Source organism: Micromonospora sp. NPDC093277 (assembly GCF_044765245.1).
Classification (GTDB): domain Bacteria; phylum Actinomycetota; class Actinomycetes; order Mycobacteriales; family Micromonosporaceae; genus Micromonospora.
Window position 1 is genome coordinate 850,046 of the sequence record NZ_JBIWJO010000001.1, and the last position, 12,504, is coordinate 862,549.

At 73.3% G+C, this 12,504-nt stretch carries 11 protein-coding genes and 1 riboswitch; of the genes, 7 read left to right on the top strand and 4 right to left on the bottom strand.

The genetic code is table 11. The features are described 5' to 3' along the window. Positions 1-39: 39 nt before the first annotated feature. From thyX to ACIRG9_RS03940, 3 genes are read left to right on the top strand one after another with little or no spacing between them, the layout of a single operon-like run. Positions 40-777, top strand: coding sequence for an FAD-dependent thymidylate synthase (gene thyX / locus ACIRG9_RS03930; RefSeq protein WP_402850263.1), 738 nt, complete (start codon positions 40-42; stop codon positions 775-777). Positions 778-830: 53 nt separating this feature from the next. Next, positions 831-1,757 (top strand): 4-hydroxy-tetrahydrodipicolinate synthase, encoded by a 927-nt coding sequence (dapA, locus tag ACIRG9_RS03935; RefSeq protein WP_402849697.1) that lies wholly within the window; start codon positions 831-833, stop codon positions 1,755-1,757. Positions 1,758-1,809: 52 nt separating this feature from the next. Continuing rightward, positions 1,810-3,498, top strand: a complete 1,689-nt coding sequence (locus tag ACIRG9_RS03940) for a ribonuclease J (RefSeq protein ID WP_402849699.1) — start codon at positions 1,810-1,812, stop codon at positions 3,496-3,498. Between the two features lie 14 nt (positions 3,499-3,512). Here ACIRG9_RS03940 and ACIRG9_RS03945 read toward each other — a convergent pair whose 3' ends face one another. Then, complete coding sequence (locus ACIRG9_RS03945) at positions 3,513-5,201, bottom strand: YbjN domain-containing protein (protein ID WP_402849702.1); 1,689 nt, start codon at positions 5,199-5,201, stop codon at positions 3,513-3,515. After that, a complete protein-coding gene (locus ACIRG9_RS03950; RefSeq protein ID WP_402849705.1) occupies positions 5,198-5,677 on the bottom strand; it encodes a YbjN domain-containing protein in 480 nt (159 codons plus the stop codon). The genes ACIRG9_RS03945 and ACIRG9_RS03950 overlap by 4 nt, the downstream gene beginning before the upstream one ends. Positions 5,678-5,791: 114 nt before the next feature. Between ACIRG9_RS03950 and ACIRG9_RS03955 the strand changes: the two genes are divergently transcribed. Continuing rightward, positions 5,792-8,254 carry a DNA translocase FtsK 4TM domain-containing protein gene (locus tag ACIRG9_RS03955; protein WP_402849708.1) on the top strand — a complete coding sequence of 821 codons (2,463 nt, stop codon included), beginning with the start codon at positions 5,792-5,794 and terminating at the stop codon, positions 8,252-8,254. 22 nt (positions 8,255-8,276) lie between these two features. Here ACIRG9_RS03955 and ACIRG9_RS03960 read toward each other — a convergent pair whose 3' ends face one another. Both ACIRG9_RS03960 and ACIRG9_RS03965 read right to left on the bottom strand, forming a co-directional pair. After that, positions 8,277-8,519 carry a hypothetical protein gene (locus ACIRG9_RS03960; protein WP_402849711.1) on the bottom strand — a complete coding sequence of 81 codons (243 nt, stop codon included), beginning with the start codon at positions 8,517-8,519 and terminating at the stop codon, positions 8,277-8,279. Positions 8,520-8,676: 157 nt separating this feature from the next. Beyond that, a complete protein-coding gene (locus ACIRG9_RS03965) occupies positions 8,677-8,991 on the bottom strand; it encodes a DMT family transporter (RefSeq protein ID WP_402849712.1) in 315 nt (104 codons plus the stop codon). A 57-nt stretch (positions 8,992-9,048) separates the two neighbouring features. After that, a riboswitch (guanidine-III (ykkC-III) riboswitch) is annotated at positions 9,049-9,114 on the bottom strand. Positions 9,115-9,203: 89 nt separating this feature from the next. Here ACIRG9_RS03965 and ACIRG9_RS03970 point away from each other — a divergent pair. From ACIRG9_RS03970 to pgsA, 3 genes are all read left to right on the top strand, one after another. Continuing rightward, positions 9,204-10,124 carry an ornithine cyclodeaminase family protein gene (locus tag ACIRG9_RS03970; protein WP_402850266.1) on the top strand — a complete coding sequence of 307 codons (921 nt, stop codon included), beginning with the start codon at positions 9,204-9,206 and terminating at the stop codon, positions 10,122-10,124. Between the two features lie 204 nt (positions 10,125-10,328). Next, on the top strand, positions 10,329-11,828 hold the full coding sequence (rimO, locus tag ACIRG9_RS03975; protein ID WP_402849715.1) for a 30S ribosomal protein S12 methylthiotransferase RimO: 1,500 nt from the start codon (positions 10,329-10,331) through the stop codon (positions 11,826-11,828). A gap of 77 nt (positions 11,829-11,905) precedes the next feature. Beyond that, positions 11,906-12,490, top strand: a complete 585-nt coding sequence (gene pgsA, locus ACIRG9_RS03980; RefSeq protein WP_402849716.1) for a CDP-diacylglycerol--glycerol-3-phosphate 3-phosphatidyltransferase — start codon at positions 11,906-11,908, stop codon at positions 12,488-12,490. Positions 12,491-12,504: the final 14 nt, after the last annotated feature.

The following is a 12,504-nucleotide window of genomic DNA, read 5'->3' on the forward strand; positions in this document are numbered from 1 at the left end:
GCGGGCCCACCCGCCACTACAGTCGCAGGAATGCCGGACATGGTGCAGCCCCAGGTCAAGCTCATCGCGTGGACCCAGTTCCAAACCCCAGGCGACGTACCGTGGTCGACCGACGCCGAGGGCGGCCAGGCGCTCGCCGAGTTCGCCGGCCGGGCCTGCTACCAGAGCTGGAAGAAGCCGAACCCGGCCACCGCGACCAACGCCGGCTACCTGGCGCACATTCTCGAGGTCGGGCATCTGAGCGTGCTGGAGCACGGCTCGGTGACCTTCTACTTCAGCGGGGTCTCCCGGTCCTTCACCCACGAGCTGATCCGGCACCGGCACTTCTCGTACTCCCAGCTCTCCCAGCGGTACGTGCCGGAGCGGGACGCGGCCATGGTCGAGCCCGCGGTGATCGCCGACGACCCGGAGCTGCACAAGAAGTTCGTCGAGGCGACCGAGGCGAGCGTGCGGGCGTACACCGACCTGCTGGCGGGCCTGGAGGCCCGCTTCGTCGACGAGCCCAACCCGACGCTGCGCCGCAAGCAGGCCCGGCAGGCGGCCCGCGCGGTGCTGCCCAACGCCACCGAGACCCGGATCGTGGTCACCGGCAACTACCGGGCCTGGCGGCACTTCGTCAAGATGCGGGCCACCGAGCACGCCGACGTGGAGATCCGCGAGCTGGCCGTGGAGTGCCTGCGGCAGCTCCAGGGGGTCGCGCCGAACGTCTTCGCCGACTTCGTGATCACCACGCTGCCCGACGGCACCGAGGTGGCGGCCAGCCCGCACGCCGAGTGACTCCTGCGCCCTTCGCCACCGGAGTTCCGGTGGTCGTCCGCTAGGTTGTGAACATGACGCACGACCACCCTGCCGCTCCCGACCGGGGCGCATCGCGCCCGTTCGGGCGACTGATCACGGCCATGGTGACCCCGTTCGCCGCCGACGGGTCGCTCGACCTTGACGGCGCCGTACGGCTCGCCGAGCACCTCGTCGACGAGCAGGGCAACGACGCGCTGGTGCTCAACGGCACCACCGGGGAATCCCCGACCACCACCGACGCGGAGAAGGAGAACCTGATCCGGGCCGTGGCGGAGGCGGTCGGCGACCGGGCCCGGATCGTGGCCGGGGTGGGCACCAACGACACCCGGCACACCATCGAGCTCGCCGCGCAGGCGGAGAAGGCCGGCGCGCACGGCCTGCTGGTGGTCACTCCGTACTACAACAAGCCGCCGCAGAGCGGCCTGCTGCGGCACTTCACCGCGGTCGCCGACGGCACCGGCCTGCCGATCATGCTGTACGACATCCCGCACCGGGCCGGCACCGCGATCGCCACCGAGACCCTGGTGCGACTGGCCGAGCACGGCCGGATCGTCGCGGTCAAGGACGCCAAGGGCGATCTCACCGCGGCCTCCGAGGTGCTCGCCCGCACCGACCTGGCCTACTACAGCGGCGAGGACGCGCTGACCCTGCCCGCCCTCGCGGTCGGCGCGGTCGGCGTCGTCGGCACCTCGACGCACTTCACCGGCGTCCAGACCAAGCAGATGATCGAGGCGTACGAGGCGGGCGACAACGCCACCGCCCTCGCGCTGCACCGGCGGCTGCTGCCGCTGTACACCGGCATCTTCCGTAGCCAGGGTGTGATCCTGGTGAAGGCGGGCCTGGCGGCCAGGGGCCTGCCGGCCGGCCCGGTGCGCCCGCCGCTGGTGGACGTCACCGCCGACGAACTGGCCCAGCTACGCATCGACTGCGCGGCGGCGGGCCTGGCACTTCCCGAATGACCGAACGACACGACGCGCGCCGCGTGACGGCGTCGCAGAATGAGGTGGACGCGTGACCGAGGCGCACATCGAGGGTGAGTTTCCCCCGCCACTGCCGGAAGGCGGCCTGCGGATCATCCCGCTCGGCGGACTCGGCGCCATCGGCCGGAACATGACCGTCTTCGAGTACGACGGCAAGCTGCTGATCGTCGACTGCGGGGTGCTCTTCCCCGACGTCGAGCAGCCGGGCGTGGACCTGATCCTGCCGGACTTCGGTCCGATCCTGGACCGGCTCGCCGACGTCCAGGCGATCGTGCTCACCCACGGCCACGAGGACCACATCGGCGCGGTGCCGTACCTGCTCGCCCACAAGCCCGACATCCCGCTGGTGGGTTCGCAGTTCACCCTGGCCCTGGTCGAGGCGAAGCTGGCCGAGCGGCGGATCCAGCCGTACACGCTGACCGTGCGGGAGGGCGAACGGGAGCGGCTCGGCCCGTTCGAGTGCGAGTTCTTCGCGGTCAACCACTCGATCCCGGACGCGCTCGCGGTGGCCATCCGGACCGGCGCCGGCCTGGTGCTGCACACCGGCGACTTCAAGATGGACCAGCTTCCGCTGGACGGCCGGATCACCGACCTGGCGGGCTTCGCCCGGCTCGGCGCCGAGGGCGTGGACCTGCTCCTGTCGGACTCCACCAACGCGGAGATCCCCGGCTTCGTCACCCCGGAGCGGGAGATCGGCCCGGTGCTCGACTCGATCTTCGCCAAGGCGCGCGGCCGGATCATCGTCGCCTCGTTCGCCTCGCACGTGCACCGGGTGCAGCAGGTCTTCGACTCGGCCGTCGAGCACGGCCGCAAGGTTGCACTGATCGGCCGGTCGATGGTCCGCAACATGGGCATCGCCCGCGACCTCGGCCTGCTGAACATCCCGCCCGGCCTGGTGGTCGGGCTGGAGGAGGCCACCGCCCTGCCGCCCGAGCAGATCGTGCTGATGTCGACCGGCTCGCAGGGCGAGCCGATGAGCGCGCTGGGCCGGATGGCCAGCGGCGACCACCGGCACATCACCATCGCCCCCGGTGACACGGTGGTGCTCGCGTCGTCGCTGGTGCCCGGCAACGAGACCTCGGTCTACCGGGTGATCAACCGGCTGGCCCGGGCCGGCGCGGTGGTCGTGCACAAGGACGTGGCCAAGGTGCACGTCTCCGGCCACGCCCCCGCCGGCGAGCTGCTCTATCTGCTCAACGTCACCCGCCCGAGCAACCTGATGCCGGTGCACGGCGAATGGCGCCATCTGCGGGCGCACGCCCGGCTCGGCGTCGAGTCCGGCGTCGCCCCCGACCGGGTGGTGCTCTGCGAGGACGGCGACGTCGTCGACCTGGTGGACGGGCGGGCCAGCCTGGTGGGCCACGTGAAGAGCCGGTACGTCTACGTCGACGGCCTCGCCGTCGGCGACGTCAGCGAGTCGCTGCTCACCGAGCGGCGGATCCTCGGCGACGGCGGCTTCATCGCCGCCACCGTGGTGGTCGACTCGGTCACCGGCAAGGTGGTCGGCGGCCCGACCGTCTCCGCGAAGGGCTTCTCCGAGGATCCGGAGGCGTTCAGCCCGGTCGTTCCGCTGGTCACCGAGGCGCTCAACCGGGCCGCCGCGGACGGCATCACCGACCCGCATCAGCTCCAGCAGATCGTCCGGCGCACCGTCGGGCGCTGGGTCAACGACGCGTACCGCCGCCGGCCGATGATCGTCCCGACGGTCGTCGAGGTCTGACCCGCGCCCTCGGGTCAGGGCAGCGCGGCGACCGCCTCGGCGTACGCGGTGCCGGTGCTGACCGCCGCCGTCACGAGCACCACGAGCTGCGTCGGGGCCACCCCGTACGCCAGGTCGGTGGTGACGTCGGCGGCCAGCACCAGCGTCCCGTCGCCGGGATCGTGCACGTACGCCGCCGGCAGCAGCCGGTCGTGGTTCCAGGCGTTGCAGAACGCGTACGCCTCGGCTCGGCGGTCGGCCGGCAGCCGGCGGGTCGCCACCACCCGGGCGTGCAGGATCTCGCCCCGGCGGCCGAGTTGGCGGAACTGGATCACGGCCTCGCCCCAGCGTCCCACCACCGTGCCGTCCGGCTCCACCGCGTAGCCGTCGCCCCGTTGGTCGAGGGCGGCGGTGAGCAGGGCCAGGGTGAGCGGGGCCGGATCGTCCTCGGCGGGCGGGCCCGGTTCGGCCGGGTCGTCGTCCGGCCAGTCGTCGATGTCGTCCTCGCCGGGCAGCGGCACCGGGTCCGCGATCGGCCGTTCGACCAGCCAGGAGGCGATCCGGCCGGACTGGTGCCCGGTGCCGTTACGGGCGTCGAAGCTGCCGGCCAGCTCGATGGCGAGCGCCTGGAGCTGGCCGCCCAGCGTGGCGACGTCCACCTCGGCCGCCGGCCGCGGCCCGTGCCCCGGACGGTGCATCCGCCGCCCGCCGAGCCCGGCCTCGACGGCCAGCCCGCACAGCAGCGCGCCCGACGCGGCGAACTCCATTGCGGAGAGGTCGTCGGCGGGCTGGTCCAGCCGGGGCAGCTGCTCGGCCAGCAGGTCCAGCCCACGGTCCAGGTGCCCGCCCAGTGCGCAGAAGCGCAGGTGCGCGGCGATCAGCGGGAACGCCGTCCGCTCCCGGCGGTGCCGGCGGTACGCCCGGACGTGCGCCCGGGCGGCGCGCGTGGCCTCGCCGGTGCGCAGCCACGGCAGCAGCGCCGCGGTGAGGGCCCGTTCGGGTTGGTCGGTGCAGCCCACCTCGCCGTCGAGCACCGGTCGCAGCGCCGCCAGGGCCGCGGCCGGCTCCCCCCAGCCGGCCAGCAGCTCGGCCCGCCGTGCCGGGGCGCACCCTGGGCAGCCATGACCCGCTGTGGAGTCGATGTCACCGACGGATCGCCCGCCCGCTGATTGGTCTGCGACATCAGCTCCAAAGGCGGTGGCGTCCACATCGTCGTCCCGACGCGACCGCCATCCGGCGGTGGCCGGGTCGGGCCAGCGGGCGTACTCGCGGCGGGCGGTGGGCTCGTCGCCGAGATGGTCGGCGAGCCGGCAGCGCAGCTCGGCCACCGGGTCGGCGTCCGGGCCGAGCCGTCCGGCGAGGTCGTCCAAAAGGGAGCGGGCCTGGTCCAGGCTGATCCGCGGGGTGCCGAACAGTGCCTCCACCGCCTGCCGCTGATGCCGGCGCAGCCGTACGGCGTCGTCGGGGCGGCCGTCCAGCAGCCCGGGGGTCCGGTCGAGCGCGGCCAGGCAGCGGCGCACCAGCTCGACCAGCCGCCACCGCTCCCCGAGCTGCAGGTACGCCTCGATCAGCGCGAACCGCGCGGCCAGCCCGGTCCGCGGGTCGCCGGTCGCGTCGGCCCGGGCGGCGATCCGCTCCAGCTCGGCGCAGCGGGCCTCGCCGTCGGGCAGGTCCCGGGCGTCGGCGAGGGCGTCGGCCAGCCCCCGGTCGCGGAAGGTGGTCACCGGGCCGACCCGCCCGGCAGGCGGCCCACGGTGGCGGCGAGCTGGCAGCCGGTGACGATGCCGCAGTCGATGAGCTGGTCGAGCTGGTGCGGGGTGACGCCGCGTTCCAGATCGGTGGTCACCTCGCCGCAGACCTGGGCCAGCCCGTCGTCGGCCACGTGCACGAACGCCTTGGGCCAGAGCCGGTCGTGGTTCCAGGAGCTGCAGAAGGCGTACAGGTCGGGGACCCGCTCGATGCCGAAGCGGTGCGCGGCGACCACGCGGACCTGCAGCAGTTCCCCGGCGGCACCCCGGCGGTGGAACCAGATCAGGCTCTCTTCCCAGCGGCCCACCAGGTCGCCGTCGGCGTCCTCGGCCACCGCGTACCCCCGGTTGGCCAGCACGGCGGCGATCAGCTCGCCGGTCAGCGGCCGCAACGCCTGCGGGTGCCCGGACAGGGGGCCGTCCGGACCGTCCTCGATCTCCGGCGACGCCATGGGGGCATCCCTTCTGAGGCGAATAACACAGACTGCGGCGCGGTCGGTGCTGCGACGCGCGGACACGACCCGGAAAAGCGGCGATCCACCGGGTCCCGCCGTTACGGTGACTCTATGGCGGGCCGTACCTCTCAGGCGAGCCGGCGGCGCGGCGCGTCGCCGCGTGGCACCACGACCAGCCGTGCCCGCCAGCCGGCGAAGAAGGCCACCAAGGCGGCTCCCCGGCGGCGGCCCGCGGCCCGGCCGACGCCGGCCGCGTACGTCGGTCGCGCGGTGGGTGCACTGTGGATGGGCGTGGCGCACGGCCTGGGCTGGGCGGTGCGGGCCGCCGGCCGGCACGCCGCCTCGGCCCGTGACCTCGACCCGGAGCACCGCCGCGACGGTGGCGGGCTGCTGTTGTTCGGCCTCGCCATCCTCAGCGCGGTGGCCATCTGGTTCGGCGGCGCCGGGCCGGTCGGCGCACGCCTGGCCGACACCGTCCGGCTCTTCCTCGGCGCGATCGCGATCGTGGTGCCGGTGCTGCTGATGATCGGCGCCTGGCGGCTGCTGCGTACCCCGTCCGATCCCGCCCACCGCGGACGCGGCCTGGTCGGCTGGGGTTCGATGCTGCTCGCCACCGCGGCGATGCTGCACATCGGACAGGACCCGGCCAACGGGGTGCAGCGGGACTACGCGGGGGGCCTCGTCGGCGCCGGCGTGGGTGACCTGCTGAAGGCCGCCGTCACCGCCTGGGTGGCCGTACCGCTGCTCGTCCTGCTGCTGGTCTTCGGTCTGCTGGTGGTCACCGCGACCCCGATCAACAAGATCCCGGAGCGCCTCGGGCTGCTCGCCGGCAGCCTGGTCGGGGCGCCGGCCACCGATGACGCCGAGGCCGAGGCGACGCCGAAGCCGGCCCGCAAGCGGCCGGCCAAGCGCGTCCCGCCGCCGTTGGACCCGGCGGACCCGGACGGCGACCTCGACGACCTCGACGGCGTCGACCTGCAGGACACCCTGGTGCTGCCGCGCAAGCGGCCGGGGAAGGTGCCGGCGACCCGCAAGCCGGCGGAGCCGCCGGAGCACTCGCCGTTGCCCACCCGGGCCGAGCAGCTCGCACTGACCGGGCTGGCCGGCGACTACACCCTGCCGCCGGCCAACATCCTGGGCAGCGGCGCCGCGCCGAAGAGCCGGAGCAAGGCCAACGACGAGGTGATCGCCGCGCTGACCGGCGTCTTCGAGCAGTTCGACGTGGACGCCGCGGTCACCGGCTTCACCCGCGGCCCGACGGTCACCCGGTACGAGGTCGAGCTGGGTCCGGGCGTCAAGGTGGAGCGGATCACCCAGCTCTCCCGCAACATCGCGTACGCGGTGAAGTCGCCGGACGTGCGGATCCTGAGCCCGATCCCGGGCAAGAGCGCGGTCGGCGTGGAGATCCCGAACACCGACCCGGAGAACGTGGCGCTCGGCGACGTGCTCCGCTCGCGGGCCGCCACCAGCGACCACCACCCGATGGTGGTGGCGCTGGGCAAGGACATCGAGGGCGGCTACGTGGTGGCCAACCTCGCGAAGATGCCGCACATCCTCATCGCCGGGGCCACCGGCGCCGGTAAGTCGAGCTGCCTGAATTCATTGCTCGTGTCCATCTTGACCCGGGCCACGCCGGACGAGGTGCGGCTGCTGCTGGTCGACCCCAAGCGGGTCGAGATGACCGGCTACGAGGGCATCCCGCACCTGGTCACCCCGATCGTGACCAACCCGAAGAAGGCGGCCGACTCGCTGGAGTGGGTCGTCCGCGAGATGGACATGCGCTACGACGACCTCGCCGCCAACGGGGTACGGCACATCGACGACTTCAACCGCAAGGTGCGTACCGGCGAGATCAAGGCGCCGCCGGGCAGCGAGCGGGAGCTGCGGCCCTACCCGTACCTGCTGGTGATCGTCGACGAGCTCGCCGACCTGATGATGGTCGCGCCGCGCGACGTGGAGGACTCCATCGTCCGGATCACCCAGCTCGCCCGGGCGGCCGGCATCCACCTGGTGCTGGCCACCCAGCGCCCCTCGGTCGACGTGGTGACTGGTCTGATCAAGGCGAACGTGCCGTCGCGGCTGGCGTTCGCCACCTCCTCGCTCGCCGACTCCCGGGTCATCCTCGACCAGCCGGGGGCGGAGAAGCTGCTCGGCCGCGGTGACGGCCTCTTTCTGCCGATGGGCGCGTCCAAGCCGCTGCGGATCCAGGGCGCCTGGGTGACCGAGCGCGAGATCCACGACGTGGTGAAGTTCTGCAAGAACCAGCGCGAGCCGGAGTTCCGGTCGGACGTGCTGACCGTGGCGCAGGAGAGCAAGAAGAAGATCGACGAGGACATCGGGGACGACCTGGACCTGCTGGTGCAGGCGGTGGAACTGGTGGTCACCTCGCAGTTCGGCTCCACATCGATGCTCCAGCGCAAGCTGCGGGTCGGCTTCGCCAAGGCGGGCCGGCTGATGGACCTGATGGAGACCCGGGGCGTGGTCGGGCCGTCTGAGGGCTCCAAGGCCCGCGACGTGCTGGTCAAGCCGGACGAGCTGGAAGAGGTCCTGGCCGGCCTGCGCGGCGACGAGTAGCCGGACGGGTGTGGCACGGCGGTCAGGAGTGGTGGACCGCGTAGGCGATGACCAGGCCGATAATGCCGCCGACCACGGCCGCCGCGGCACCGTACCAGCCGAGCGGTTTGTCACCCCGCGTCGCGCCGACGATGCCGAGCACCAGGCCGACCAGGGCGAAGAGCGGTGGCACGATGAAGATCGCGAGGACCGCGAAGACAAACGCGAGAATCGTGCAGACGCGGGCCGCGTTGTGCGGGCGGGCGGTGGCCTGGGTACCAGCCATGGTCTCCTCCGTGATGTCGATTCCCTCGCGGATAGGTGCGGACATTTCGCACCCTTGCGCAGCCCGCATACCCGACGTGCGGCCCGCATACCCGACGTGCGGCCTGCCTACCCGATGGGTGGCCTGCTGAACCGGTGTGCGGCCCGTGTCGCGGGTGTCAGTGGAACAGCTTGAGCCCGACCACGCCGGCGACCACCAGCAGCAGGCAGCCGATCCGGGGCAGCGTGGCCGGCTCGTTCAGCGCGAGCATGCCGACCAGCGTGGTGCCGACCGCCCCGATCCCCACCCAGATCGCGTAGCCGGTGCCGACCGGGATGTCGCGCAGCGCGTACGCCAGGCCGGCCATGCTCGCCACCAGCGAGACGACGAAGACGAGGGAGGGGAGTGGGCGGCTGAAGCCGGCGCTGCGGTCGAGGGCGATCGCCCACGCGGTCTCCAGCAGCCCGGAGAACACCAGCACGATCCAGGCCATGACGGTCACCTCTGCGGGTGAGGCCCGGCCGCCGGGGCCGGGACGGGTGGTCACTCACGCGGGGCGTCTTGGCCTGACCGGGTACGCCCACCACTCGTCCGGAGCGGCAGTGCCGCCGCAGCCGACGGTAGCACCGCCCGCGGCCGACCACCGCGGTGACAATGGCCACCACCGCTGGAGTTGACGTCAACTTCAAGTTGCACCATGTCGTCATGACCCTGCTCTTCTCCGACGAGGACGTCGCCGCCCTGGACGCCCCGTTCACCGTGGCAGCCGTGCGGGACGCGTTGCTGGCCGCGTACGAGGGCCGGCTGGTCGCCCCACCCCGGGCGTCCGCCGCGCTCGGCGGAGGGCGGATGGTGCTCACCGCCGGCCACCTCACCGGCGAGTGGTACGGCTTCCGGTCCTACGACACCTTCGGCCTCCCGGAGAGCGGGCAACTTGTCGTGCTGCACGACGCGCGCAGCGGCGCGGTACGGGCGATTGCCGTCGGCGAGGAGCTGGGCTCCCGGCGTACCGGGGGACTGGGCGGGGTGGCCGTCGACGCGCTCGCCCGCCCCGACGCGGCCACCGTCGGCGTGGTCGGCTCCGGCCGCCAGGCGTGGACCCAGGTCTGGGCCGCCGCCGCGGTCCGCCGGCTGCGCGAGGTGACCGTGCACAGCCGTTCGGTGGCCCGTCGGGAGGCGTTCGCCGCCCGGGTCCGCGCCGAGCTGGGCGTGCCGGCGCGCGCGGTCGACTCGGCCCAGGAGGCGATCCGCGACCGGGACGTGGTGGTGCTCGCCACCACCAGCACCACCCCGGTACTGGCCGCCGCCGACCTCGCCCCGGGCACCCACGTCAACGCGGTCGGGTTCAAGCAGACCGACCGGCACGAGTTCGGCACGGACCTGCTGGACGTCGCCGACGTGCTGGTCACCGACTCGCCCGCGCAGGCCGTCGCGTATGTCCCGCCGATGCTCGCCGCCGTGGAGCCGTACGCCGGGCGGCTGTGCGACCTGGGCGCGGTGCTGGCCGGGGCGGTCCCCGGCCGGACCGGCGCGGACCAGATCTCGGTCTTCTGTTCGACCGGTCTGGCCGGCACGGAGGTCTTCCTGCTCGACCGCCTGGCCCGGGTAGGCGCGGCGGCCCGCTGACCCGGCGCCCGCGTGTCGCGCCCAGCGTGTCGCGCGAGTTGCGGCAAGTCGTGGTCTCCCGGCGGGCGGAGACCGCGATGTGCCGTAACTTGCGGCGCCACTTCGCGAGGCGGCCCGGGTCGGAGCGGTGGCCAACCGGCGCAGGCCCGGGCCGGAGTGGCGGGCGGCCGTCGCCGGGTTTCCGGTGCGGCCCGGTACCCTCGGATGGTGTCTGCCACCTCCCCTTCCGGCCCCGACGTCCGTCGCGTCGCCCTGCTGACTCTGGGCTGCGCCCGTAACGAGGTCGACTCGGAGGAGTTGGCCGCCCGGCTGCACGCCGACGGCTGGCAGGTGACCACCGACGGCGAGGGCGCCGACGTGGTGGTCGTGAACACCTGCGGCTTCGTGGAGAAGGCCAAGCAGGACTCGATCCAGACGCTGCTCGCCGCCGCCGAGACGGGGGCCAAGGTGGTCGCCGCCGGCTGCATGGCCGAGCGGTACGGCCGTGAGCTGGCCGACAGCCTGCCCGAGGCGCAGGCGGTGCTCAGTTTCGACGACTACCCGGACATCTCCGCCCGGCTGGACGCGGTCGTCGCGGGCGAGGCGCTGGACGCGCACACCCCGCGGGACCGGCGAGAGCTGCTGCCGCTCACCCCGGTCAAGCGGCGCGACGCGGCGGTGTCGCTGCCGGGCCACGGCACCCCGGCCCGGGTGACCGCCGAAACCGACGAGCACACCCCGGCGCACCTGCGGCAGGTGCTGCGGCACCGGCTCGACACCGGCCCGGTCGCCTCGCTCAAGCTGGCCAGTGGCTGTGACCGGCGCTGCGCGTTCTGCGCCATCCCGGCGTTCCGCGGGGCGTTCGTCTCGCGTACGCCGGACGAGCTGCTGGCCGAGGCGGAGTGGCTGGCCAAGACCGGCGTACGCGAGCTGGTGCTGGTCAGCGAGAACTCCACCTCGTACGGCAAGGACCTGGGTGACCCCCGGGCGCTGGAGAAGCTGCTGCCGCAGCTCGCCGCGATCGACGGGATCGTCCGGGTGCGGGCCAGCTACCTCCAGCCCGCCGAGACCCGGCCCGGCCTGGTCGAGGTGATCGCCACCACACCCGGCGTGGCACCCTATTTCGACCTGTCGTTCCAGCACTCCAGCGAGCCGGTGCTGCGCCGGATGCGCCGCTTCGGCTCCACCGACCGCTTCCTGGAGCTGTTGGCCTCCGCCCGCGCGCTGGCCCCCGAGGCGGGCGCCCGGAGCAACTTCATCGTCGGCTTCCCGGGCGAGACCCGTCAGGACGTGACGGAGCTGGTCCGGTTTCTGACCGAGGCGCGGCTCGACGCGATCGGCGTGTTCGACTACAGCGACGAGGACGGCACCGAGGCCGCCGGCCTGCCCGGCAAGGTCTCCGCCGCCACCGTGAAGCGGCGGTACGACAAGCTCAGCGCGCTCGCCGACGAGCTCTGCTCGCAGCGGGCCGAGGAGCGGCTCGGGTCGACGGTCGAGGTGCTGGTGGACTCGATCGCCGACGGCGTGGTCGAGGGCCGGGCGGCCCACCAGGCGCCCGAGGTGGACGGCTCGACCACCCTGGTCGCGCCGGAGGCCGGCGGGGTCGACCTGGCCGCGCTGCGTCCCGGCGACCTGGTCCGGGCCACGGTCACCGCGACCGAGGGTGTCGACCTGGTCGCCGTGCCGGATGAGATGATCTCGGCGGCGCCCGGCGCGGCACGGTGACGACGGGCCCGGGCGGAGCGGGGGAGCCACGTGGTGCGGTTCGAGGGACGCCACGGCGGCCGGAGCGGGGTGCGGGGATGACCGGGGCGGAGTCGACGGTGGCGTCGCGGGTTCCGCTGCTCAACGCGGCGAATCTGCTGACCGCGCTGCGCCTGCTGCTGGTGCCGGTCTTCGCGGCCACCGTGGTCACCTCCGGGATGGCCCAGGCCGGCTGGCGGATGACCGCCTGCCTGATCTTCGTGGTCGCCTCGGCGACGGATCTGGTGGACGGCTGGATCGCCCGCCGGTTCGGGCTGGTCACCTCGCTCGGCAAGGTCGCCGACCCGATCGCCGACAAGGCGCTCACCGGTGCCGCCCTGGTGCTGCTGTCCTGGTACGACCGGCTGCCCTGGTGGGTGACCGCGGTGATCCTTCTGCGCGAGTTGGGCATCACCGGGCTGCGGTTCTGGGTGATCCGGCACGGGGTGATCGCGGCCAGCCGGGGCGGCAAGATCAAGACGGCGCTCCAGATCCTCGCCATCACCTGGTACCTCTGGCCGATGCCCGGCGCCGCGGCCGCCGTCGGCCCGTGGATCATGGCTGCCGCGGTCGTCGTCACGGTGCTGACCGGGTTCGACTACATCGCCCAGGCCCTCCGCCTTCGCCGCCGCCCCATTCGCTGACCAGAAGAGAGGAT

Excerpts from the sequence above, each read along its gene's own strand:
- dapA (WP_402849697.1), top strand. The coding sequence starts at position 831 with ATGACGCACGACCACCCTGCCGCTCCCGACCGGGGCGCATCGCGCCCG.
- pgsA (WP_402849716.1), top strand. The coding sequence starts at position 11,906 with ATGACCGGGGCGGAGTCGACGGTGGCGTCGCGGGTTCCGCTGCTCAAC.
- ACIRG9_RS03960 (WP_402849711.1), bottom strand. The coding sequence starts at position 8,519 with ATGGCTGGTACCCAGGCCACCGCCCGCCCGCACAACGCGGCCCGCGTC.
- ACIRG9_RS03965 (WP_402849712.1), bottom strand. The coding sequence starts at position 8,991 with ATGGCCTGGATCGTGCTGGTGTTCTCCGGGCTGCTGGAGACCGCGTGG.
- ACIRG9_RS03950 (WP_402849705.1), bottom strand. The coding sequence starts at position 5,677 with ATGGCGTCGCCGGAGATCGAGGACGGTCCGGACGGCCCCCTGTCCGGG.
- ACIRG9_RS03970 (WP_402850266.1), top strand. The coding sequence starts at position 9,204 with ATGACCCTGCTCTTCTCCGACGAGGACGTCGCCGCCCTGGACGCCCCG.
- rimO (WP_402849715.1), top strand. The coding sequence starts at position 10,329 with ATGGTGTCTGCCACCTCCCCTTCCGGCCCCGACGTCCGTCGCGTCGCC.
- ACIRG9_RS03955 (WP_402849708.1), top strand. The coding sequence starts at position 5,792 with ATGGCGGGCCGTACCTCTCAGGCGAGCCGGCGGCGCGGCGCGTCGCCG.
- thyX (WP_402850263.1), top strand. The coding sequence starts at position 40 with ATGGTGCAGCCCCAGGTCAAGCTCATCGCGTGGACCCAGTTCCAAACC.